This is a genomic window from Massilia sp. UYP32, from assembly GCF_050434365.1.
GTDB lineage: Bacteria > Pseudomonadota > Gammaproteobacteria > Burkholderiales > Burkholderiaceae_D > Telluria > Telluria timonae.
Genome location: NZ_JBNDIK010000012.1, coordinates 1 through 24,242, shown reverse-complemented (window position 1 = coordinate 24,242; position 24,242 = coordinate 1). Strand labels below are relative to the sequence as shown.

The window sequence follows — 24,242 nt, the reverse complement described above, 5'->3', positions numbered from 1 at the left end:
GCGCACAATCGTCCAGATGCTTACTGCTGCGCGGCGATCCCGATCAATTCAAGTGCTTCGGTGAGTTCGCGCATGCGGCCTTCCTTCGGCCACCCCGCGAAATGCGTCTGCAAGGCGCCGTCGCGGTAAAAGTAAAACACCGGGAACTGCCTGTTCCTGAGCGCATCCCAGTCCTCGTTCTTGTAGGCCTGCGAGATCGGGGCCTGCGGATAGCGCCCGTTCCAGTCCAGGTAGGCTTGCAGCGAACGTTCGGTCTGCTGCGGTGCCAGCCACTTGATCCGGTTCTTTAGCGCGGCCATCAGGGGCTGGTCTGCCGTGATCCGGGCGACGGCGTCCCGCGTGAAGCCACAATGGGGATCGGCGACGACGATCACGTAAGCGCCGCCTGGAAAGGAAAAAGTACGCGCGCTGCGCTTGCCGTCCGTGAACAGCAGTTCGGCGGCCTGACCGGGCGGCAGTGGCGGCAGGTCCACCTCGTGCAGCTCTACCTGATTCACCGCGAGCGCATGTTCGATGCGCCACGCGCGCGCGGCCCCGTATTCGCGCGCGCCGATGAGGGCGTAGTAGGTGTCGTCAAGTTGCCCGGCGCTCGCGACCTGGCGCGCCGCGAGCTCGCGCGCCACCGCCAGCATGTCGAGCGCATGTTCGCTCGAGGGGGTGTAAAAGTGCGCGCCATTCGCAGCCTGGAACAGGAGGTGCAGGTCGGCGGTGCCGGCGTCAGGCAGGACGAGCCGGTAATCGAGGCCCTTCTTCATCTGCCGGTAAGCCAATGAAACGCTGTTCGCCTTCGCTTCCGGCGTCTGGGCGTCGTCCCATGCCTTCAGTTCGGCATCGAAGCACTGGAATCGATCGCCGATCGGCGTGGCCGCGGCGCCTGCTGCAGCGGCTGCGAGCAGAACGATGGCAAGAAAGCCTTTCATGAATACCTTCCTTCCATGGCGATACGACCGTCGCACATGACCGTGAACTCGCCCTTGCTGCCGCCCACAAGCAAGATGGCGTCGGCGTCCAGCGCCACCGGCTGACGGAAGCGGCACCAGACCTCGGCGATATCGCGGCCCGTCGATGCCTGCAAGAGCGAGCACGCCTTCGCCAGCGTATGCGCCCCATGGATGATCGGCGCGCGCATGCCCATCAGGCGCGCCGACCATGGCCACAGATGGATCGGGTTCCAGTCGCCCGACAAGGCCGCATAGCGCCGGCCGGCGTCATGCGCGACCGTCCACCCGCCGAGCGCCTGGCCACGCGGTGGCTCGGGCGGCGGCGTAGCGCGGCCCGAGCGGCTGCCGCGCTGGATCAGATAGGTGCTGTCGCAAGAAAAGGCCAGCCGCTCGCCGTCGAAGGCGCGTGTCTCCAGCACGCAATGCAGGGCGCCGTTCGGGGCAGGGGGCGGCAATTGCAAGGTGGTCGTCAGCGCCAGCGGCGCGTCAGGCACGACCGCCCCCTGCGTCGCCAGCCGGTTCTCGACGTGAATCAGGCCCGGAATGCGGAACGGGATCGGGCAGGCCAGCATGGTCGCCAGCTGCGCGCGCTGCGCCAGCAGGTACAGGAAGGTGAGCGCAATGGCGTCGCCCTCGAATCCGAACGCGGCGTTATAGCGGCGCACGTGATCGAGGTCGATCCGCTCGAGGCGCCAGGTGGCGCCGACCTGCCCGGTCGGCCGGCGCGCCGGATGCTTGAGCAGCGCCCGCAGCAGCATGGCCGCGCCAAACGGAGGAAGAGAGGGCAGGGAAGCGAGGTGCGCAGGGCTCATCCGCGCAGGATACCATCGTTGCCAACCCGCTACGATCCGGCCGTTAGCTGGCGATGATCCGGTTCCGACACAGCAGGATCGGCCTGCAAACCGCAGGAACCGTCATTGCCGCTCGATCATCGCGTTGCTACCTTATTGATCCCAGGCGCGCCCCGGCGCTTGGTCAATTTAAGGGATACATAAAATGAGCAAGAATGGACTCAAGGCGCTGTTGCGTCCGGAAGACAGCATCGTCGTTCTCATCGATCACCAGCCATTTCAGTTCGCCTGCCTGAAAAGCCATGAGCCGACCATGATCATGAATAACGTGGTCGGCCTGGCCAAGGCGGCGAAGGTATTCGATGTGCCGACGATCCTGACGACCGTGCTGGAAGAGCGTGGCGGTTACCTCATCAAGGAACTGCAGGCGGTCTTCCCTGAACAAAAGCCGATCGATCGCACCTTCATCAACACCTGGGAAGATGCGAAGGTGACCGACATCGTCAAGAAGAGCGGCCGCAAGCAGCTGGTGCTCGCGGGGCTGTACACCGAGATCTGCCTGGCGATGCCGGCGATCCAGGCTGCGGGCGAAGACTACGACGTCTTCGTCGTCACCGATGCATCCGGAGGGGTGAGCGAGGAAGCGCACGAGATGGCCGTACGGCGCATGGTCCAAGCCGGCTGCACGCCGATCACCTGGTTCGCCGTGGCGGCCGAGTGGCAGCGCGACTATGCGCGCGAGAGCACGCTCGAGGGCGTGTCCAACCTCATTTTCGAGAACGGCGGCGCCGCCTCGGTGGCCCTGTCGTGGGAAACGCAGTTGCTGGCAACCCGCGCCAGGAATTCGGCCTGACCGGATTGTCGGGGACGGCCAGCAACTGGCCGTCCCCGGCGGCAAGACGACTCAGGCCGCCTTGGCCTGGGTCACGCGCCGCGTGATGTGCGCCAGCGCCGCATCGACCTGGTCGATCAGGACCAGGCACAGGTCGCCTTCGTTCAGGCGGTCGAGCGCGCGGTCGATGGCGACGAACTCGCCATTGATCTCTTCCACGTGCCCGGTGCGGGTGGCGCCGGCCAGGCCGGCGCGCAGCAGTGCGATCACCTCGCCGTCGGCGCGGCCGCGCTGGCACTGGTCCTGGTACAGCAGCACGTCGTCGAAGGCCTTGCCGAGGATTTCGGTCTGCTGCCGGATGTCCTGGTCGCGGCGGTCGCCGGCGCCGCTGATCACCACCGAACGGCGCTTGGCCGGCATGCCTTCGACCGCATTGACCAGCGCGGCGATCGCGTCCGGATTGTGGCCGTAGTCGGCGATCACGGTGGCGCCGCGGTAGTCGAACACATTGAAACGGCCCGGCGCGTTGTCGCTCTCGCCCACGAAGGTCTTCAGGCCCAGGCGGATCGCGTCCCACGAGGTGCCCACGCCCCAGGCGGCCGCCACCGACGCCATCACGTTCTCGACCTGGAACCCCACCACGCCGCCACGGGTGATCGGCACTTCCTTCAAGTCGATGCGCTCCACGAAGCTGCCCTGCGCGGCGACCAGGTAACCTTCCTCGACGAACACGACGCGGCGGCCCTGGGCGCGGTGCATCGCCATGATCGGGTTGCTCACGTCCTGGGCGAAGAAGGTGACTTCGCCGCGGGTCTTCTCGGCCATCGCCGCCACGGTCGGGTCAGCGGCGTTGAGCACCGCCATGCCGCCCACGGCCACGTTCTGGACGATCACGCGCTTGAGCACGGCCAGGTCTTCCAGCGTGGTGATGTAGTTCAGGCCCAGGTGGTCGCCGGCGCCGATATTGGTCACCACCGCAACCTGGCACTTGTCGAAGGCCAGGCCTTCGCGCAGCAGGCCGCCGCGCGCCGTCTCGAACACGGCGGCGTCGACGTCCGGGTGCAGCAGCACGTTGCGCGCGCTGCGCGGGCCGCTGCAGTCGCCGCTGTCGATGCGGCGGCCTTCGATGTAGACGCCGTCGGTGTTGGTCATGCCGGTGCGCAGGCCCGACGCGGTGAGCAGGTGCGCGATCAGGCGCACGGTGGTGGTCTTGCCGTTGGTGCCGGTCACGGCCACCACCGGGATGCGGCCGTCGTCGCCATCCTTGAACAGGGTGTCCATGATCGCTTCGCCGATCGCGCGCGGCTTGCCGAACGACGGCGCCAGGTGCATGCGCAGGCCCGGCGCGGCATTGACTTCGACGATGCCGCCGCCGACGTCTTCCATGGGTTTGAGCACGCTGTCGGCCACCAGGTCGACGCCGCAGATGTCCAGGCCGATCATGTGGGCGGCGGCGATCGCGCGCTCGGCCACTTCGGGATGGACGTCGTCGGTGACGTCGGTGGCGGTGCCGCCGGTCGACAGGTTGGCGTTGTTGCGCAGGACCACGCGCTGGCCCAGGGCCGGGACCGAGTCGGCGTTCATCCCTTGCTGCACCAGGGTGCCCAGGGCGATGTCGTCGAAGCGGATCTTGGTCAGCGAGGTCGCATGGCCGTCGCCGCGGCGCGGGTCGCGGTTCACTTCGTCGACCAGCTCGCGCACGGTGTGCTTGCCGTCGCCGATCACCTGCGGCGGTTCGCGCCGCGCGGCGGCCACCATCTTGTCGCCGACCACCAGCAGGCGGTAGTCGTGGCCCGGCAGGTAGCGCTCGACCAGGATGTCGTCGCGGAACTCGCTGGCGGCCCTGAACCCGGCGTCCAATTGCTCGCGGGTGGTGACGTTGACCGTCACGCCCTTGCCCTGGTTGCCGTCCTTCGGCTTGATCACGACCGGCAGGCCGATTTCCAGGGCGGCGGCCCAGGCGTCATCAGGGTCGACCACGCTGCGGCCCTGCGGCACCGGCACGCCGGCCGCGTCGAGCAGTTTCTTGGTCAGTTCCTTGTCCTGGGCGATCGACTCGGCGATGGCGCCGGTGGCGTCGATCTCGGCGGCCTGGATGCGGCGCTGGCGGCTGCCCCAGCCGAACATCACCATGCTGCCTTCGGTCATGCGGCGAAACGGAATGTTGCGGGCCACGGCGGCCTGCACGATCGAGCCGGTCGATGGGCCCAGGCGCACGTCTTCGTCAAGATCGCGCAGCTGCTTGAGCGCGGCGGCCAGGTCGAACGGGGTGTCGTCGCGCGCCGACTGGATCAGTTGCTGCGCCAGGGCCAAAGCCAGGCGGCCGACGTCTTCCTCGCTGTATTCGACCACGACCTGGTAGATGCCGGTTTCCAGCGTGGCGGTGGTGCGGCTGAAGGTCACCGGGCAGCCGGCTTCGGCCTGCAGCGTCAGCGCCACCAGTTCCAGCACCTGCGCCAGCGGCACCGTGTCGTTATGTCCATAGGGTTGCAGGGCGCCCATCTGCGGGAAGCGCACGCGCAGGCGCGCTTCGAAACCGGCCAGGCCGTCGATCGATGCTTCCTCCGGCGTGCACGCCACGATCGCCTCGACCGAGGTGTGGTGGCTCCAGAGATTGGGGCCACGCAGGGCCCGTACGCGAGATACTTCCATAAACCGTCTTCCTTTATGAGGGATTACTTCTTCGGCGTCGCGTCGAAGGCGCGCAGTCCGCCGCACAGCAGGTCGCTCGGCACGCCGAGGGCCCATGCGGCCGCCACTGCCGCCAGCACGTTTTCCGGGTACTTCACGGTCGACGGCTTCATCGCCGACAGCGCGATCAGCGGCGTTTCCTGTTCGCCCGCAGCCAGCACGATGCGGCCCTCGCGCGCGAACACGACGCGTTCGCCGTTCTGGCGGTGCGCAGCCAGGATCGGGTTGGTCTCGTCGGCGGCGTAATAGATCACGCTGCCGTCGCACAGCTCGGCCAGGCCGGCGACGCGTCCGTCGGCCGCGTTCAGCACCGCCACGCCGTCCGGCAGGATCACGTCGACCTGGCTGCGGATCACGTTGCGCATCGCATCCTCGTCGCGCACGTAGAACTCGGCCACGTCCTCGATGCCGTTCATGTCGGTCACCACGCCGACCGTGCAGCGGTCGTAGGGCAGGCCTTCTTGCAGGATCGAGCGCGCGTTCGATTCGAACACGGCGGTTTGCACGTTGCGGTTGATCAGGATGCGCTGGGCCGCTTCGACGCCGGTCGAATCGCGGTGCGAGATGGCGCGCGCGTTCAGGTACAGGCCTTCGCCGTTGGCGACGCCGACTTCCTTGCGCGTGATGTTGACCAGGCAGCCGACCAGGCGCGTGATCAGGCTGCAGCCCTTCGAGCCGGTCACGCCGACCACCGGGATGCGCGCCGTTTCGCCCTCGGCGAACAGGTGGTCGACGATGTCCTTGCCGACGTTGCGCGCTGTGCCGCTGGCCGGCTTCATGTGGGCCAGCAGGCCCGGGCTGGCGTTGACTTCGATGACGGCGCCGCGCTGTTCCTCGAGCGGACGCGAGATGTCTTCGCACACCAGGTCGATGCCGGCGATGTCCAGGCCGACGATGCGCGCGGCCAGGGCGGCGGCGTGGGCGACGTCGGGGTGCACCAGGTCGGTCACGTCGTCGGCGACGTTGCCGTTCACCTGGATCAGCACTTTCTGGCCCTCGGGCGGAACCGAATCAGGGGTCAGGCCCTGGCGCTGCAGCTGCAGCTGGTTTTCTTCGCTCTCGCGCGGCTTGACGGGGCTGAGCGGGAATTCCTCGCTCTCGCCGCGGCGCGGGTCGATGTTGATCTGGGCGTCGCACAGCGCGGCCACGTTGCTCCGGCCGTCGCCCGTCACCCAGACCGATTCGCCGCGCGCGGCAGCGACCACCTTGCGGCCGACCACCAGCAGGCGGTGTTCGTTGCCCGTGACATAGCGCTCGACCAGCACGGATTTACTCTCACCCTCCAGCGACGCGATGGTGTAGGCGGCCTTGACCTCGGCCTCGGTCATCAGGTTGAGCGACACGCCGCGGCCGTGGTTGGCGTCGATCGGCTTCACGACGACCGGCAGGCCGATGTCCTGGGCTTCTTCCCAGGCGTCGTCCGGACTGCGCGCGATCGCGCCTTCCGGCACCGGCACGCCGCAGGAGGCGAGCAGGGACTTGGTCATGTCCTTGTCGCTGGCGATGCCTTCGGCGATCGCGCTGGTGCGGTCGGTCTCGGCGGTCCAGATGCGGCGCTGGTCCGCGCCATAGCCGAGCTGCACCAGGTTGCCGTCGGTCAGGCGAATGGAGGGGATGCGGCGATCGGTGGCGGCGTCCACGATGTGGGCGGTGGACGGACCCAGGCAGTGACGGTCGACCATGTCGGTCAGGCGCGCGACTTCACTGGAAAGGTCGAACGGCTCGTCGTTGATCGCGGCCATCATCAGGCGGTGGGCGACGTCGAGCGCGGCGCGGCCGACCGTTTCATCACGGGTGCGGAAGGCCATCTTGTAGATGGCGTGCTCGCCGGTCGAGCGGGTCTTGCCGAAGCCGGTCTTCATGCCGGCCAGGTTCTGCACCTCGAGCACGATGTGTTCGAGGATGTGGCCGGCCCAGGTGCCGTCACGCAGGCGCTCCAGGAAGCCGCCGCGGTAGCCGACGCCGCAGTGGTGCTCGACCAATCCGGGCAGCCAGGCGATCAGGCGCTCGGTGAAGCCGGGAAGAAGGTTCGAGGGGTAGTCTTCCAGCTCGCCGATGTCGAGCCAGGCCTCGAGTACCGGACGGTAGGTCCAGATATTCGGTCCGCGCAGGTAGCTCACGCGCAGGAATTTGATGTCATTCTTCTTGGTCATGTAATCACTTTTGCCACCTGGCGCCTCTCTTGCGCTGGCGACTTGTCCTTGTCTGCCCGACTTTCAAAACGGTGCCGAAAGCGGCCGCGACCCGCCGAATACAGGTACACTTGCCGGCCTGCTGCGCCGCAACATTCCTACTAACACGTTTCTCGTGTCATCCAAACGATACGCACAAACGTTCTAGCGCTCTGTGGAGCGTTTCACGCAACGGCGTAACGACGGTCCTTGTGCATCGCCGGTTCGGCGCCATGTCCACCCTTAGAGAACAAAAGCCTGTTATAGGGCGCAATACATGACAACTCAACAACCTGCTATTCCACCGTCGCTTGCGGTAGCCGCCAGTTCCGTACCTGAACGGTGGCAAAGTGACGTCGCGAAACAGCTTGCACCAGGGGAAAACGTTTTAAGCAGCGTGGAGGTTGACCTCGACGCGAAATTACATTTTTCAAAAGGCCTGTTGCTGGTGACGAATCGCCGCCTGCTGGCGCGCGCGCCGGGCGAGACCGCGTGGCGTGACTGGCCGCACCGCGCCGGCACCGCGCTGCGCCACCATGACCACGCCGGCGTCGGGCATCTCGAGCTGGTCGACGAAGGCGGATTACTGGCCGCCTGGCGCTTCACCCTGGGCCAGAACCTGCACGCGATCCGCGTCGCCGACCAGTTCCGCGACCAGGTCCATAGCGTGGCCACCGGCGTGCCCGTGCTGCCGCCCGACCAGCACACTTGTCCAAGTTGCAAGGCACCGCTCGAGCCGGACCAGGAAGACTGCCCGATCTGCGAAAAAGTGCTGCATACGCCGCCGTCGACCTGGACCTTGCTGCGCCTGTGGCGCTTCGCCAAGCCCTATAAAGGGCAGCTGCTGCTGGGCTTCCTGCTGATGCTGGGCTCGACCGGCGCGCACATGATCCCGCCGTACCTGACGATGCCGCTGATGGACAATGTCCTGATCCCGTACCAGAACGGGCAGGCGATCGACACCAGTCTTGTCTATTTATACATGGGCGGCCTGTTCGGCGCCGCACTGCTGGCCTGGCTGCTGGGCTGGGCCAAGACCTATGTGCTGGCGCTGGCGTCCGAACGCATCGGCGCGGACCTGCGCTCGACCACCTATGAACACCTGATGCGGCTGTCGCTCGAATTTTTCGGCGGCAAGCGCACCGGCGACCTGATGGCGCGTATCGGCAGCGGCTCGGACCGGATCTGCGTCTTCCTGTCGCTGCACCTGCTCGACTTCCTGTCGGACGTCCTGATGATCATCATGACGGGCCTCATCCTGTTTACCATCAACCCGTGGCTGGCCGTGGTGACCCTGCTGCCGCTGCCGTTCATCGCGTGGATGATCCACATCGTGCGCGACAAGCTGCGCACCGGCTTCGAAAAGATCGACCGCGTCTGGGGCGAGGTGACCAATGTGCTGGCCGACACCATCCCCGGCATCCGGGTGGTGAAGGCCTTTGCCCAGGAAAAGCGCGAGGCGGCCCGCTTCCGCGAAGCCAACAAGCACAATCTGGCGGTCAACGACAAGCTGAACCGGGTGTGGTCGCTGTTCTCGCCGACCGTGTCCTTCCTGACCGAACTCGGCTTGCTCGTGATCTGGTGCTTCGGCATCTGGCAGGTGTCGCGCGGCGACATCACGGTGGGCACGCTGTCGGCCTTCATCGCCTACAGCGGCCGTTTCTACGTGCGCCTGGATTCGATGAGCCGCATCGTGTCGGTGACGCAAAAATCGGCCTCGGCCGCCAAGCGCATCTTCGACATCCTCGACCACGTCTCGAGCGTGCCGGACCCGGTCAATCCGGTGAAGGTCGACAAGATCGAGGGCAATATCGAGCTGCGCGAAGTCGGTTTCCGTTACGGCAACCGCGCGGTCAACCGCGGCATCTCGCTCAAGATCAAGGCCGGCGAAATGGTCGGTCTGGTGGGCCACAGCGGTTCGGGCAAGAGCACGCTGGTCAACCTGATCTGCCGTTTCTACGACGTGGCCGAAGGCGCGATCCTGCTCGATGGCCAGGACATCCGCTCGTTTGCCGTGGCCGATTACCGCCGCAACATCGGCCTGGTGCTGCAGGAGCCGTTCTTGTTCTTCGGCACGATCGCAGAGAATATCGCCTATGGCAAACCGAACGCAACGCGCGAAGAGATCATCGCGTCGGCGCGCGCTGCCCACGCCCACGAATTCATCCTGCGCCTGCCGCAGGGCTACGATTCGATGGTCGGCGAGCGCGGCCAGGGCTTGTCGGGCGGCGAGCGCCAGCGCATCTCGATCGCGCGCGCGCTGTTGATCGATCCGCCGATCCTGATCCTGGACGAAGCGACCTCGTCGGTGGACTCGGAAACCGAAAAAGAAATCCAGAAGGCGCTCGACAACCTGGTGCAGGGCCGCACCACGATCGCCATCGCGCACCGCCTGTCGACCCTGCACCGGGCCGATCGCCTGGTGGTGCTGGACCGCGGCGTGGTGGTCGAAGAGGGCAGTCACGACGAGCTGATGGCGCGCGAAGGCGCTTACCACCGGTTGTACGAAGCGCAGGCGCGCAACGTGGACCAGGACCTGGACGACAAGGACGCATAAATGACATCGACTACGTTGAATACGGCCTTCCAGCTGCGCCGCGACAGCTTCGGCAAACTCGTCATCACCCTGGAAAACGGCGAGGAATGGGTCGGCGTGACGCCGGTGCGCGCCTTCCCGATCCAGGCGCCGACCAAGGGCATCTCGCTGGTGCGCGACGGCGGCAAGGAAGTCGCCTGGATCGACGACCTGGCCGACATGCCGGACACGATCCGCACCCTGATCCGCGAGGAAATCGAAGGCCGCGAGTTCATTCCCGAGATCCTGGCCATCATGGACGTGTCGAGCTTCGCCACCCCCTGCACCTGGTTCGTGAAGACCGACCGCGGCGACACCGAATTCGTGCTGAAGGTGGACGAGGACATCCGCCGCATCGGCGAAGCGTCGCTGCTGGTGGCGGACAACCACGGCATCAACTTCCTGGTGCGCGATATGTTCAAGATCGACAAGCACAGTCGCAAGATCCTCGACCGCTTTTTGTAAGTCTGCTGTGAACCTGTATTGAACCGGGCGCTGGACAGTTCGTCTATCCAGCGTTCGGCCACCCACATACCCGCGTTGACGATCCGGCTACAGTCTCCTCATCGGCCACATGGCCATGCTCTCAGGAGAAGACAATGGATTCCATCAACCGCAACCAACCCGAAGAAAACCGCCGCGACCTGGCCGGCGTGGACGCGATCGAGCGCATCAAGGACATGATCGACGACGCCGATTCGTGCTTCTTTTGCACCGGCAATGGCCAGGGCCCGAGCCGCGGCGTGCGTCCGATGAGCGTGCGCGAGACCGACGACGCCGGCGCCATCTGGTTCCTCAGCAGCATCGACAGCCACAAGAACCAGGAATTGCAGGCCAATCCGAGCGTCAAGCTGTTCTTCCAGTCGGGCAAGCATTCGGGCTTCCTGGAACTGGACGGCCACGCCGAGATCTCGCAAGACAAGGCGCGCATCAAGCAATTGTGGAACTCGATGCTCAAGACCTGGTTCACCGAGGGCGAGGACGATCCGCGCATCACCGTCATCAAGATCACGCCCAGGGCCGGCTATTACTGGGACAACAAGCACGGCGACGCGGTGGCCGGCGTCAAGGTGGCGGTTGGCGCAGTGATCGGCAAGACGCTCGATGATTCGATCGAAGGTACACTGTCCTTCTAATATAAAGAGGAGGGCGGGTGCATTTCATCCTGGCGACGATCGGCTCGGCCGGCGACCTGTTTCCCTTCCTCTGGATCGGCCGCGCGCTGCGCGAGCGCGGCAACCGGGTCGATTTCCTCGGCCCGCAGCAGCATGCGCAATATGTCGAGGCGGCCGGGCTCACTTTCCACGGTTTGCCGGCCGACATGGCGGTGCTCGACCATCCCGACCTGTGGCACGCCACCCGCGGCCTTGCCGTGGTGTGGGAAGCGACGCGGCCGGCGATGGCGCAGCTGCCGCGGGTGGTCGAGGCGCTCGCCCGCAAACAGCCGAACGAGCGGCGCGTGCTGCTGGTGCATCCGCTGGCCTTGCCGGAAGCCGACCTGTGCCGCCATGCCTGTCCCGGCCTGAAGATCGCGGCGGCCTGGCTGGCGCCCTCCAACCTGCCGACGGTGCACGATCCGCTGCTGCTCGGTCCCTGGCCGGTGCCCACCTGGGTGCCGCATGGCGCGCGCCGCTGGCTGTGGCGTGCGCTGGCGGCGCGCTTCCTCGATCCGGTGGCGCTGCCCAGCCTGAACACGGCGCGCGTGGCACGGGGCTTGCCGCAAGTCGACAGCATGGTTAATACCATCCCGTCCATCCCCGACCTGTCGCTGGCCCTGTTCCCCGACTGGTTCGCCGCGCCGCCACCGGATTGGCCCCGGCCGCTCTACCAGGCCGGCTTCCCGCTCTATGACCCGGACCCGAATGCCGCGCCGAGCGTCGAGCTGCGCGCGTTTCTTGACGGCGGCGCGCCGCCGGTCGTGTTCACGCCCGGCACCGGCAACCGCCAGGCGCGCGGCTATTTCGAAGCGGCGGCGCAGGCGGTGACCAAACTCGGCCTGCGCGCGGTGTTCCTGACGCCGCACGTCGAACAGTTGCCGGCCACGCTCGCCCCCAGCATCTGCTGGCAGGAATACGTCCCGTTGAAGGCCTTGCTGCCCCATGTGGCGGCCCTGGTCCATCACGGCGGCATCGGCACCACGGCCGAAGCCTTGCGCGCGGGCACGCCGCAACTGGTGGTGCCGCTGGCCCACGACCAGTTCGACAATGCGGCGCGGGTGGTGGCGATGGGCGCCGGCGCCAGCCTGCATGCGGCGCGCGTCACGCCGGCGCGCATGGCGAAGGCCTTGCAGCGCGTGGTCGGGAACCCGCAGGTCGCGGCGCAGAGCGCCGCGCTCGCCGCGCGCTTCGCGGGGCAGGGCGGCGTCGATGGGGTCTGTGCGCGTCTGGAAACCCTGGCTTGACCGCATTGTTGGCAAGCGCACCGACGTCGGGCGATGGCAGGCGTCCAATGAGGCTTTCTCGATGATGCCGGAGGGCAGATGCCCAACAAAACTTCCAACAAGAAAAAAAACATGGCCGAAGACGGCTACGTCCATGTGCGCGGCGCGCGCGAACACAATCTGAAGAACGTCGACCTCGACATCCCGCGCGGACAGCTGGTGGTGTTCACCGGCGTGTCCGGCTCGGGCAAGTCGTCGCTGGCCTTCGGCACCCTGTACGCCGAAGCCCAGCGGCGCTACCTGGAATCGGTCTCGCCCTATGCGCGCCGCCTGTTCCACCAGATGCCGGTGCCCGAGGTCGACGAGATCGAAGGCTTGCCGCCGGCCGTCGCCCTGCAGCAGCAGCGCGGCACGCCCACCGCGCGCTCGTCGGTCGGCAGCGTCAGCACCTTGAGCAATTCCCTGCGCATGCTGTATTCGCGCGCCGGCGATTATCCGAAAGGGCAGGAGCTGCTGTATGCCGAATCCTTCTCGCCCAACACCCCGCAAGGCGCCTGCCCGCGCTGCTCGGGCATGGGCCGCATCTACGACGTGACCGAACACTCGATGGTGCCGGACGACAGCCTCACGATCCGCGAGCGGGCGATCGCCGCCTGGCCGCCGGCCTGGCATGGCCAGAACCTGCGCGACATCCTGGTCACGCTCGGCTACGACGTCGACACTCCATGGCGCGAGCTGCCGAAGAAGGACCGCGACTGGATCCTGTACACGGACGAGAGCCCGACGGTGCCGGTGTACGCCGGCCTGAGCCCGAAGGAAACGAAGGCGGCATTGAAGCGCAAGGACACACCCAGTTACCAGGGCACCTTCACCGGCGTGCGGCGCTACGTGATGCAGACCTTCGCCAATACCGAAAGCGCCTCGATGAAGAAGCGCGTGGCGCGCTACATGGTCAGCACCGCCTGTCCGGAATGCGAAGGCAAGCGCCTGCGGCGCGAGTCGCTGTCGGTCACCTTCGCCGGCCATGATATCGCCGAGATCTCGCGCCTGCCGCTGGCGCGCCTGGCAGAGCTGCTCCAGCCCTACGCACAGGGCAAGGACAAGGACGACGGCCACCTGCACAACGAGCAGCTGATCGTGCGCCGCCGCATTGCCGCCGACCTGGCCGCGCGCCTGGAAGTGCTGCTGGCGCTGGGCCTGGGCTACCTGGCGCTGGAGCGCAGCACGCCGACCCTGTCGCCGGGCGAGCTGCAGCGCCTGCGCCTGGCGACGCAGGTGCGATCGAGCCTGTTCGGGGTGGTGTACGTGCTCGACGAGCCATCGAGCGGCCTGCACCCGGCCGACACCGAAGCCCTGCTCGACGCGCTGGCCCAGCTGAAGGCGGCCGGCAACTCGCTGTTCGTGGTCGAGCATGCGCTGGACGTGATCCGGCAGGCCGACTGGCTGGTCGACGTCGGCCCGCTGGCGGGCGAGCGTGGCGGCCAGGTGTTGTACAGCGGCGTGCCGGACGGGCTGCGCAAGGTCGAGAAGTCGCAGACCCGGCGCTACCTGTTCGGCGAAGCGCCGCCGCCCCAGCGCACCCCGCGCGAACCCACCGGCTGGCTGAAGCTCGCGGGCATCCACCGCAACAACCTGAACGACCTGGAAGTCGCTTTCCCGCTCGGCGTGCTGACCAGCGTGACCGGCGTGTCGGGCTCCGGCAAGTCGAGCCTGGTGAGCCAGGTGCTGGTCGAACTGGTGGGCCAGGCCCTGGGGCAGGGCGGCGCGGCGCAGGACGAGCAGCCGGACGAGCCGGACCTGGAACGCGACGAGGAACTGCCGCTCGAGGGCCGCATCGTGTCCGGCATGGAGGGCGTGCGGCGCCTGGTGCGGGTCGACCAGAAACCGATCGGCCGCACGCCGCGCTCGAACCTGGCGACCTATACCGGCCTGTTCGACCAGGTCAGAAAGCTGTTTGCCGCCACGGAGGATGCGAAGAAGCGCCGCTATGACGCCGGCCGCTTCTCGTTCAACGTCGCCAAGGGCCGCTGCGAGCATTGCGCCGGCGAGGGCTTCGTGATGGTCGAGCTGCTGTTCCTGCCCAGCGTCTACGCGCCATGCCCGACCTGCGAAGGGGCGCGCTACAACGCCGAGACGCTGGAGGTGACCTATCGCGGCAAGAACATCGCCGAGGTGCTGGGCATGACGGTGGGCGAGGCGATCGACTTCTTCAAGGACGAGGCGCCCGTCGAGCGGTCGCTGGAAGTACTCAATGAGGTCGGCCTGGACTACCTGCGCCTGGGCCAGCCGGCCACGGAGCTTTCCGGCGGCGAGGCGCAGCGCATCAAGCTGGCCTCCGAACTGCAGCGCGCGACACGCGGCAATGCGCTGTATGTACTGGACGAACCGACCACCGGCCTGCACCCGGTCGACGCCGACCGCCTGATGGTGCAATTGAACCGCCTGGTCGATGCCGGCAACACCGTGATCGTGGTCGAGCACACGATGCGGGTGGTGGCCGGCAGCGATTGGGTGATCGACGTCGGCCCCGGCGCCGGCGACGAAGGCGGTTCGGTGGTGGCTTCCGGTCCACCCCAGGAAGTCGCACGCAACAAGAAAAGTCGCACTGCGCGCTACCTGGCTGCGCAGATAATTTAATGAAAGTGATAGAAACCGGCGAGCCGAGCGGTGCGCCGGTTTTGTGTGCATTTTGATAAGATCGTTCCTTCGCCAGACGGGACGCGCTTACGCACGACCGTGCCGCTTTCGTGTGCGCGACATTTCACGTTTGCGTTACACTTAGGATATTTTTTTTCTAACAGAACAACAGGCATGGCCGGTCCAACCATCGAAAACAGCGAGTTTCGCCGCATTCTCACCCGTAACGTCGCGCTGCCGCTGGGCATGAGTATTGTTAGCGCGATCGTGTTTGTGGGCATCATCGCCTACCTGATCAACAGCCTGACCTGGGTCGAGCATTCCCAGAAAGTCATCGGCGGCGCCCATGAAATCCGCAAGTTGTCGGCCGAGATGGAATCGGGCATGCGCGGCTACCTGCTGGCGGGCGACGAGGAATTTCTGTCTCCCTACGTCCTGTCCAGGCAGCGCATGGCGTCCAGCCTGGATTCGCTGGGCGAACTGGTCGAGGATAACCTCGCCCAGGCCGAGCGGCTGACCCGCATCACCCAGATCCAGAAGCAGTGGGAAGCCTTCGCCCAGGAGATGATCGATCGCCGCCGGGCCAATGACATCGGCTATATCGATGCGGTCAGCAGCGGCCGCGGCAAGGCGCTGACCGACGAGATGCGCCGCAACTTCGACCTGGTGCTGGCCTCCGAGATGCGCTTGCTGCAGGAACGCAGCGATTCGGCGCGCAGCACCACGTTCTGGTCGGTGGCGGCCTTCCTGCTCCTGTCCGCGATCGTCGGCGGCAGCCTGGCCGCCTTCGGCCGGCGCCAGCTGGTGCGCCTGTCCGACACCTATAACGAGGTGCTGCGGCACGAGGCCGAGCACAACGACAAGCTGCGCCACCAGGACTGGCTGCGCACCGGCCAGAACGAACTCAATGTGCGCAGCGCCGGCCAGATCAACCTGGAGCCGCTGGCCGAGGCCGTGCTGCCCTACGTGGTGAAGTACCTCGACGGCGTGATCGGCGCCATGTACGTGCGCAGCGACGACGGCGCGATGCGCCGCATCGGCGCCTATGGTTTCAAGCACACGGACACCGAGCGCGCCGAGATCATCGCGCCGGGCGCCACGCTGGCCAGCAAGGCCGCCGAAGAAAACCGCCTGATGGTCCTCGACCAGCTGCCGCCCGACTACATCAAGGTCAGTTCGAGCCTGGGCGACACGCCGCCGCGCGCCGTGGTCATCGCGCCGTTCCACAACCACGGCAAGGTCAAGGGCGTGTTCGAGATCGCCTTCCTGCGTCCGGTGGAGCAGCGCGACCGCGAGTTCCTGGGCTTCATCGCGCAATCGGTCGGCGCCGCCATGGCTGCGGTGCTGTACCGCCAGCGCCTGCAGGACGCGCTGGAAGAAAGCCAGACCCTGAACGAGGAATTGCAGGTGCAGCAGGAAGAGCTGCGCACCGCCAACGAAGAGCTGGAAGAACAGTCGCGCGCGCTGGAAGAGTCGCAGTCGGCGCTGGAAAACCAGCAGGCCGAGCTGCGCACCACCAACGACCAGCTGGCCGAGCAGGCGCTGAACCTGGACATGAAGAACTCGGCCCTGCAATCGGCCCAGGAGCAGCTGCACCAGCGCGCGGTCGAACTCGAAAGCGCGAGCCGCTACAAGTCCGAATTCCTGGCCAATATGTCGCACGAGCTGCGCACGCCGCTGAACAGCTCCCTGATCCTGGCCAAGCTGTTGGCCGACAACACCAGCGGCAACCTGTCCGACGAACAGGTGCGCTTCGCCCAGACGATCTACTCGGCCGGCAACGACCTGCTGCAGCTGATCAACGACATCCTCGACATCTCGAAGGTCGAGGCGGGCAAGCTGGAACTGGTGCCGGAAGACGTGCCGGTGCGGCGCGTGGTCGAGGGTCTGGCGCGCACTTTCGAGCCGCTGGCGCGCCAGAAGCAGCTCGAGTTCAAGGTCGCCGTCGATCCCGGCGTGCCGGCCAGCCTGCACACCGACCGCCAGCGCATGGAGCAGATCCTCAAGAACCTGCTGTCGAATGCGGTGAAGTTCACCGAGGTCGGCGCGGTCAGCCTGTCGGTGTCGACCACGCCTGAAGGCGACATCGCCTTCCGCGTGCAGGACACCGGCATCGGCATCGCGTCCGACCAGCAGGACAAGATCTTCGACGCCTTCCACCAGGCCGACGGCACCACCAGCCGCCGCTTCGGCGGCACCGGCCTGGGCCTGTCGATCACGCGCGACCTGACCCGCCTGCTGGGCGGCAGCGTGGCCGTGTCGAGCGCGCCGAACGAGGGCAGTGTGTTCACGCTGGTCCTGCCGCGCGGGATCCCGGCGGTGCCGGCGCCGGCCGAGCTGCCGGTCGCCTCGGCCCCGCTGCCGCATTACACGCCGGCGCCGGCGCCGAGCGCTCCGGCGTCCGCTGCGCCCGCGGCCAGCCTTGAGCCGGTCAACAGCTTCCCGGACGACCGCGACAAGCCGGCCGACGGCCGCCGCACCGTGCTGGTGGTGGAGGACGAGGCGCCGTTCGCGCGCATCCTGTACGACCTGGCGCGCGAACTTGATTACCGCTGCCTGGTGGCGATGAGCGCCGACGAGGGCCTGGCGCTGGCCGTCAGCCAGCGTCCGGACGCCGTGCTGCTGGACGTGCGCCTGCCGGACCGCTCGGGCCTGACCGTGCTGCAGCAACTGAAGGACAATCCGTCGACCCGCCACATTCCGGTGCACGTCATCTCGAGCATCGAGAACGGCGGCGAAGCGCTGCACCTGGGCGCCATCGGCTATGCATTGAAGCCGACCAGCCGCGAAGAGCTGGAGGACGTGTTCCGCAAGCTGCAGGAGAAATCGAGCCAGAAGATCAAGCGCGTGCTGCTGGTCGAGGACGACGAGCGCCAGCGCGAGAGCGTGGTGGCCCTGATCGCCGACGACGACGTCGAGATCGCGGCCGTGGGCACCGCCAGCGAGGCGCTCACGCACCTGAAGAACGAAGTCTTCGACTGCATGATCATCGACCTCAAGCTGCCCGACATGCAGGGCGGCGAGCTGCTCGAGCGCATGTCGCATGAAGAGCTGTGCTCGTTCCCGCCGGTGATCGTGTACACCGGCCGCAACCTCACGCGCGACGAAGAGGCCGAACTGCTGCGCTATTCGCGCTCGATCATCATCAAGGGCGCGCGCTCGCCGGAACGCCTGCTGGACGAAGTGACGCTGTTCCTGCACAAGGTGGAGTCCGAGCTGTCGACCGAGCGCCAGAGCATGCTCAAGGCGGTGCGCGGACGCGACCGCGTGTTCGAAGGCCGCACCATCCTGCTGGTCGACGACGACGTGCGCAATGTGTTCGCCTTGACCTCCGCGCTGGAGCAGCGCGGGGCGAAGATCGAAGTCGGCCGGAATGGCTTCGAAGCGATTGCGAAACTGGATGAAGTGCCGGGGATCGACCTGGTGCTGATGGATATCATGATGCCGGGCATGGACGGCCTGGAAGCGACGCGCCGCATTCGCGCCGACGGCCGCTTCGACCGCCTGCCGATCATCGCCATCACCGCCAAGGCCATGAAGGACGACCAGGAGCAGTGCCTGGCCGCCGGCGCCAACGATTACCTGGCCAAACCGATTGACCTCTCCCGCCTGTACTCGCTGTTGCGGGTCTGGATGCCTACCCTGGAGCGAATTTGAGCCAACCCCCGAGCGACTTCGACATCGAACTGCGGATGCTCGTCGAAGCCGTCTACCTGAAGTACAACTACGATTTCCGCGACTACACCGGCGCTTCGCAGAAGCGCCGGGTGCTGGTCGCCATGCGCGAGATGGAATGCGACACGGTGTCGGAACTGCAGTCGAAGGTGCTGCACGAGCCGAACGGTTTCGCCCAGCTGTTGCAATACCTGACGATCCCCGTCACCGAGATGTTCCGCGACCCGGAGTACTTCCTGGCGGTGCGCGAGCAGGTGGCGCCTTTCCTCAAGACCTACCCGTCGCTCAAGATCTGGGTGGCCGGCTGCAGCACCGGCGAAGAGGTGTATTCGCTGGCCATCCTGCTCAAGGAAGAGGGCTTGCTCGAGCGCAGCATCATCTATGCGACCGACATCAATCCCGAGTCGCTGGAAGCGGCGCGGCGCGGCGTGTTCCCGCTGGAGCGCATGCGCCTGTATACCGAGAACTACCAGAAGTCCGGCGGCAAGGCCGCGTTCTCGGACTATTACACGGCCGCCTATGGCGGCGCGCTGTTCGAGCGCAGCCTGATGGACAACGTGACCTTCGCCGACCACAGCCTGTCGACCGACAGCGTGTTCTCGGAAACCCACTTCGTCAGCTGCCGCAACGTGCTGATCTACTTTAACCGGCGCCTGCAGGATCGCGTGCTCGGCCTGTTCCACGACTCGCTGTGCCACCGCGGCTTCCTGGGCCTGGGCAGCAAGGAAAGCATCGACTTTTCCAGCTACGCCGACCGCTTCGAGGCGCTGGCCAAGCGCGAGCGCCTGTTCCGCAAGGTGTCCCCATGAGCCCCGCACAGCAACTGGCCGCGGCCATGGGTTCGCGCCGGATCGAGATGGTCGTCATCGGCGGCTCGGCCGGCGGCGTCGACGCGCTGGTCGGCCTGGTGCCGGCGCTGCCGGCCGGGTTCGGCCCGGCCGTGACCTGCATCCTGCACGTGCCGCCGGACCGCGACAGCCGCCTGGCCGAGCTGTTCGCCATGCGCGCGGCGCTGCCGGTGCGCGAAGCGCAGGACAAGGAACCGATCCAGCCCGGCACCGTGTATTTCGCCGGTTCCGGCTACCACCTGTCGATAGAACAGGACCGCAGCTTTTCGCTCAGCTGCGAGCCGCCGGTGCAGTTCGCCCGGCCGGCGATCGATATACTGATGGAATCCGCCGCCGACGTGTATGGTCCGGCGTTGGCGGGTATACTGTTGACCGGCGCCAATTACGACGGCGCCGACGGCATGTGCCGCATCCGCGAGCGCGGCGGCCTGACCATCGTCCAAGACCCTGAAGAAGCACAGGCCAGTACGATGCCCGAAGAGGCGATCCGGCGCTGTGCCCCGCACCTGGTGCTGCCGCTGGCCGGCATCCGCACCGTGCTGCCCCTGTTGGAGACCCCATGAACCAGGACCCAAGCAAGATACTGATCGTCGACGACCTGCCGGAAAACCTGCAGGCGCTCGAGGCGCTGCTGCGCCATGACCAGCGCGTCATCTACCAGGCGGGGTCCGGCGAACAGGCGCTGGCGCTGCTGCTCGAGCACGAGTTCGCGCTGGCGATCCTCGACGTGCAGATGCCGGGCATGGACGGCTTCGAGCTGGCCGAGGTGATGCGCTCGACCACCCGCACCCGCCACATTCCGATCGTGTTCGTCTCGGCCGCCGGGCGCGAACTCGATTACGCCTTCAAGGGCTACGAGAGCGGGGCGGTCGACTTCATGTACAAGCCGCTCGACGCCGACGCGGTGCGCAGCAAGGTCAACGTCTTCGTGGCGCTCGACCAGCAGCGGCGCGAGACGCGGCGCCAGATGCTGGCGCTGGAACAGAGCCGGCAGGAGCAAGAGGTGCTGCTGCGCGAGCTGAACCAGACCCAGCAGGAGCTGCAGCGCTCGCTGCGCATGCGCGACGAATTCATGTCGCTGGTGGCGCATGAGCTGCGTACGCCGCTCAACACGCTGTTCCTGGAAACGCAGATGCGCAGCCTGCAGCTCAAGCGCGGCAACACGGCCGCCTTCGGCGCCCAGCAGATGGAAGCGATGATCCAGCGCGACGAGCGCCAGATCAAGTCGATGATCCGGCTGATCGACGACATGCTCGACGTCTCGCGCATGCGCAGCGGCAAGCTGTCGATCCGCCCGGCCCAGGTCGAGCTGATGAACCTGCTGGAACGGGTGGTGAGCGACCTGTCGCTGCAGGCCGCCACCACCGGCAGTTCGCTGACCCTGCGCCCGCACGACGGCGTGACCGGCTGCTGGGACGAATTCCGCGTCGAGCAGGTGATCGTCAACCTGTTGACCAACGCGCTGCGCTATGGCTGCGGCCAGCCGGTCGAGGTCAGCGTCGAGCGCAGCGGCGACATGGTGCGGATCGACGTGCGCGACCAGGGCAAGGGCATCGCTTCGTCCGACCTGGAACGCATCTTCGAGCCTTACGAACGGGGCGCCCGCAATGGCGAGCCGAAAGGCCTGGGGCTGGGCCTGTACATCTCGCGCCAGCTGGCCATCTCGCACGGCGGCGAACTGCGCGTGACGAGCAAGCCCGGTGAAGGTTCGGTGTTCAGCCTGGTGCTGCCGTGCACCGACGTCCCGGTGTGCGCCGAAGCCGACGTTTGACCCATCCATAGGCGGGTGCATGTGGCGTCCTGGAGAGACGCCGGTTGCACCCGCTTGCCATTTACGACACACTGTCCGGGTTTGCTTCGAGGCCCTCCTTTATCAGGACGGCAAGACCGCACTTGACTGATAGCCAAAATCAATCAAGAATATCGAATCAATCAATTTCACAAACGACGAGCAGGGCGGTAAACTGCTTGTCATACGTTTCATCAACCCCCAAACAGGAGATTACATGTCCCTCATCAACACCCAGATCAAGCCGTTCAAAGCAACCGCTTACCACAACGGCAAGTTCATCGACCTGACCGAAGAGAACTTCAAGGGTACCTGGTCGGTGGTGATGTTCTACCCGGCAGACTTCACCTTCGTCTGCCCAACCGAACTGGAAGATCTGGCCGCATTCCAGCCGGAATTCGAAAAGCTGGGCGTCAATGTGTACGGCGTCTCGACCGACAGCCACTTCGCTCACAAGGCATGGCACGACACCTCGGACGCGATCAAGAAAGTGAACTACCCGCTGATCGGCGACCCAACCGGCGTCCTGTCGCGTAACTTCGAAGTCATGATCGAAGAAGAAGGCATGGCACTGCGCGGCACCTTCGTGATCAACCCGGAAGGCCAGATCAAGATCATGGAAGTGCACGACAACGGCATCGGCCGCGACGCTTCGGAACTGATGCGCAAAGTCAAGGCAGCCCAGTACGTCGCTTCGCACCCAGGCGAAGTCTGCCCAGCCAAGTGGACCGAAGGCGCAGAAACCCTGACCCCGTCGCTGGACCTGGTCGGCAAGATCTAAGCAATACCTGTAGTTAAGTAGCACCCGTGAACGGGCCGCTGCGGCGGCCCGTTGCACGCCCGGTCTGTGCAAGTTAAGTGAAATAAACAAAAGGAAAAACATCATGCTGGACGCAACCCTCAAGAAACAGTTGCAAGCCTATCTGGAAAAAGTGGTGCAGCCGATTGAGCTGGTTGCATCGCTGGATGATTCGCCAAAATCGCGCGAAATGGACGAGCTGCTGAACGAGATCGCAGCCCTGTCCGACAAGATCACCGTGCGTCAGGAAGCCAACGAGCGCACCCCGTCGTTCGCGATCAACCGCGTCGGCACCGATATCGGCGTGCGCTTCGCCGGCATTCCGCTGGGCCACGAATTCACCTCGCTGGTGCTGGCCCTGCTGCACGTCGGCGGCCACACCATCAAGCTGGAACAAGCCGTCATCGACCAGATCGCAGCCCTGGACGGCGATTACGTTTTCGAGACCTACATCTCGCTGTCGTGCCATAACTGCCCGGAAGTCGTGCAGGCACTGAACACGATGTCGGTCATCAACCCGCGCATCAAGGTCGTGACGATCGATGGCGGCGTCTTCAAGAAGGAAGTGGAAGACAAGCAGATCCTGGCCGTGCCGATGATGTTCCTGAACGGCCAGCATTTCGGCCAGGGCCGCACCAACGTCGAAGAGATCCTGTCGAAGATCGACGTCAAGGGCGGTGAGCGCAAGGCTGCGGAACTGAGCCAGAAAGACCCATTCGACGTGCTGATCGTCGGCGGCGGCCCCGCCGGCGCGGCAGCCGCGATCTACGCAGCTCGCAAGGGCATCCGTACCGGCGTGCTGGCCGACCGCTTCGGCGGCCAGGTGCTCGATACGCTGGCGATCGAGAACTTCGTGTCGCTCAAGGCCACCGACGGTCCGAAATTCGCCGTCGCCCTGGAAGAACACGTCAAGGAATATGACGTCGACATCATGAACACCCAGCGCGCCAGCAAGCTGGTGGGCGGCAAGATGATCGAGGTGCATACCGAGAGCGGCGCGGTGCTCAAGTCGAAGACCGTGATCGTGGCGACCGGCGCCCGCTGGCGCGAGATCAACGTGCCGGGCGAGAAGGAGTACAAGAACCACGGCGTGGCGTACTGCCCGCACTGCGACGGCCCACTGTTCAAGGGCAAGCGCGTGTCGGTGATCGGCGGCGGCAACTCCGGCGTCGAGGCGGCGATCGACCTGGCGGGCATCGTCAAGGAAGTGACCCTGATCGAATACGGCAATGAACTGCGCGCCGATGCGGTCCTGCAGCGCAAGCTGTACTCGCTGCCGAACGTCAAGGTAATCAAGTCGGCCCAGACCACCGAGATCCACGGCGACGGCAAGATCGTCAACGGCCTGAGCTACAAGGACCGCAATACCGGTGAGCTGCACAAGCTGGACCTGGAAGGCGTGTTCGTGCAGATCGGCCTGGTGCCGAACGCCGAATGGCTCAAGGGCACGATCGACCTGTCCGCGCACGGCGAGATCGAAGTCGATGCCCGCGGCCACACCTCGCTGCCGGGCGTGTTCGCCGCCGGCGACGTGACCACGGTGCCGTTCAAGCAGATCGTGATCGCCGTGGGCGAGGGCGCCAAGGCATCGCTGGCCGCTTTTGACCACCTGATCCGCCTGCCGGTGGAAGAGGAAGAGCAGAAAGCTGCTTGATGACCGGGAGGGCCACGCGGCCCGCCATGTCGAGGAAATGAACGCCGTCTTCCCTTGGGAAGGCGGCGTTTTTTATGCAGTGAGAATTAGTGGAACGAGAACAGCAAGGCCGACGACAGCGCGCCGGACTCCAGCAGGAACCAGGTGGCCGCGCTGGCAAGGGCCAGGTGGACTGCGGTCCAGGTCATAGGGCGGCGCGACATGATGGTTCTCCTGAAGATGGCGGATAGGTGAATGATGGTCACAATAGTAAATGTCTAGCTGGACACCCGGCATCGGTCAAATATCCGTCGGGTTGTAGGACTAAACCTTGTCGAGAATTGGACCTGTCAGAAATTCTGTGTGCGGGGCCAGAATTCGTAGTTAGATAATCGCGTTCGTGAAGCGCTCGCCGAACATGATGGCGAACTGGTTGGCAGCCTGCTTCCAGGTACGCTGTGGCATCTTCCAATCTTTCTC

General features: G+C 65.8%; 16 protein-coding genes. 12 read left to right on the top strand and 4 right to left on the bottom strand.

Annotation, left to right across the window (positions count from 1 at the left end; all coding sequences use genetic code 11):
• Window positions 1–20: 20 nt before the first annotated feature.
• On the bottom strand, window positions 21–920 hold the full coding sequence (locus ABIB42_RS10990; protein ID WP_429248324.1) for a hypothetical protein: 900 nt from the start codon (window positions 918–920) through the stop codon (window positions 21–23).
• Window positions 917–1,699: a MaoC/PaaZ C-terminal domain-containing protein gene (locus ABIB42_RS10985; RefSeq protein ID WP_429248323.1), complete on the bottom strand. Its 783-nt coding sequence runs from the start codon at window positions 1,697–1,699 to the stop codon at window positions 917–919. The genes ABIB42_RS10990 and ABIB42_RS10985 overlap by 4 nt, the downstream gene beginning before the upstream one ends.
• A gap of 238 nt (window positions 1,700–1,937) precedes the next feature.
• Here ABIB42_RS10985 and ABIB42_RS10980 point away from each other — a divergent pair, with 238 nt between their 5' ends.
• Entirely contained in the window at window positions 1,938–2,585 is a 648-nt protein-coding gene (locus ABIB42_RS10980) for a hydrolase (protein ID WP_005662732.1), read from the top strand.
• Window positions 2,586–2,636: 51 nt separating this feature from the next.
• Here ABIB42_RS10980 and cphA (ABIB42_RS10975) read toward each other — a convergent pair whose 3' ends face one another.
• Window positions 2,637–5,216 (bottom strand): cyanophycin synthetase, encoded by a 2,580-nt coding sequence (gene cphA, locus ABIB42_RS10975; RefSeq protein WP_429248322.1) that lies wholly within the window; start codon window positions 5,214–5,216, stop codon window positions 2,637–2,639.
• Between the two features lie 23 nt (window positions 5,217–5,239).
• The gene (gene cphA, locus ABIB42_RS10970; RefSeq protein WP_429248321.1) at window positions 5,240–7,408 is read right to left on the bottom strand and encodes a cyanophycin synthetase; all 2,169 of its coding nucleotides are present in this window, start codon (window positions 7,406–7,408) and stop codon (window positions 5,240–5,242) included.
• Between the two features lie 295 nt (window positions 7,409–7,703).
• Here cphA (ABIB42_RS10970) and ABIB42_RS10965 point away from each other — a divergent pair, with 295 nt between their 5' ends.
• The 11 genes from ABIB42_RS10965 (at window position 7,704) to ahpF (ending at window position 23,783) form a co-directional block, all read left to right on the top strand.
• On the top strand, window positions 7,704–9,983 hold the full coding sequence (locus tag ABIB42_RS10965) for an ABC transporter ATP-binding protein (RefSeq protein WP_083415320.1): 2,280 nt from the start codon (window positions 7,704–7,706) through the stop codon (window positions 9,981–9,983).
• Entirely contained in the window at window positions 9,984–10,466 is a 483-nt protein-coding gene (locus tag ABIB42_RS10960) for a DUF1854 domain-containing protein (protein ID WP_184240356.1), read from the top strand. It begins immediately after the preceding gene.
• 134 nt (window positions 10,467–10,600) lie between these two features.
• The gene (locus ABIB42_RS10955) at window positions 10,601–11,137 is read left to right on the top strand and encodes a pyridoxamine 5'-phosphate oxidase family protein (RefSeq protein ID WP_429248320.1); all 537 of its coding nucleotides are present in this window, start codon (window positions 10,601–10,603) and stop codon (window positions 11,135–11,137) included.
• A gap of 17 nt (window positions 11,138–11,154) precedes the next feature.
• Complete coding sequence (locus ABIB42_RS10950; RefSeq protein ID WP_429248319.1) at window positions 11,155–12,402, top strand: glycosyltransferase; 1,248 nt, start codon at window positions 11,155–11,157, stop codon at window positions 12,400–12,402.
• A 78-nt stretch (window positions 12,403–12,480) separates the two neighbouring features.
• Entirely contained in the window at window positions 12,481–15,018 is a 2,538-nt protein-coding gene (gene uvrA, locus ABIB42_RS10945) for an excinuclease ABC subunit UvrA (RefSeq protein WP_429248318.1), read from the top strand.
• 174 nt (window positions 15,019–15,192) lie between these two features.
• Window positions 15,193–18,675: a response regulator gene (locus ABIB42_RS10940; protein WP_219864812.1), complete on the top strand. Its 3,483-nt coding sequence runs from the start codon at window positions 15,193–15,195 to the stop codon at window positions 18,673–18,675.
• Window positions 18,676–18,710: 35 nt separating this feature from the next.
• On the top strand, window positions 18,711–19,502 hold the full coding sequence (locus ABIB42_RS10935) for a CheR family methyltransferase (RefSeq protein WP_051205044.1): 792 nt from the start codon (window positions 18,711–18,713) through the stop codon (window positions 19,500–19,502).
• Window positions 19,499–20,104, top strand: coding sequence for a chemotaxis protein CheB (locus ABIB42_RS10930; protein ID WP_005662714.1), 606 nt, complete (start codon window positions 19,499–19,501; stop codon window positions 20,102–20,104). The genes ABIB42_RS10935 and ABIB42_RS10930 overlap by 4 nt, the downstream gene beginning before the upstream one ends.
• The gene (locus ABIB42_RS10925) at window positions 20,101–21,312 is read left to right on the top strand and encodes a hybrid sensor histidine kinase/response regulator (RefSeq protein WP_071361826.1); all 1,212 of its coding nucleotides are present in this window, start codon (window positions 20,101–20,103) and stop codon (window positions 21,310–21,312) included. Before ABIB42_RS10930 ends, ABIB42_RS10925 begins: the two co-directional genes overlap by 4 nt.
• 235 nt (window positions 21,313–21,547) lie before the next feature.
• The gene (gene ahpC, locus ABIB42_RS10920; RefSeq protein WP_005662712.1) at window positions 21,548–22,111 is read left to right on the top strand and encodes an alkyl hydroperoxide reductase subunit C; all 564 of its coding nucleotides are present in this window, start codon (window positions 21,548–21,550) and stop codon (window positions 22,109–22,111) included.
• Window positions 22,112–22,214: 103 nt separating this feature from the next.
• A complete protein-coding gene (ahpF, locus tag ABIB42_RS10915) occupies window positions 22,215–23,783 on the top strand; it encodes an alkyl hydroperoxide reductase subunit F (protein WP_005662711.1) in 1,569 nt (522 codons plus the stop codon).
• The last annotated feature ends 459 nt before the right edge of the window (window positions 23,784–24,242 follow it).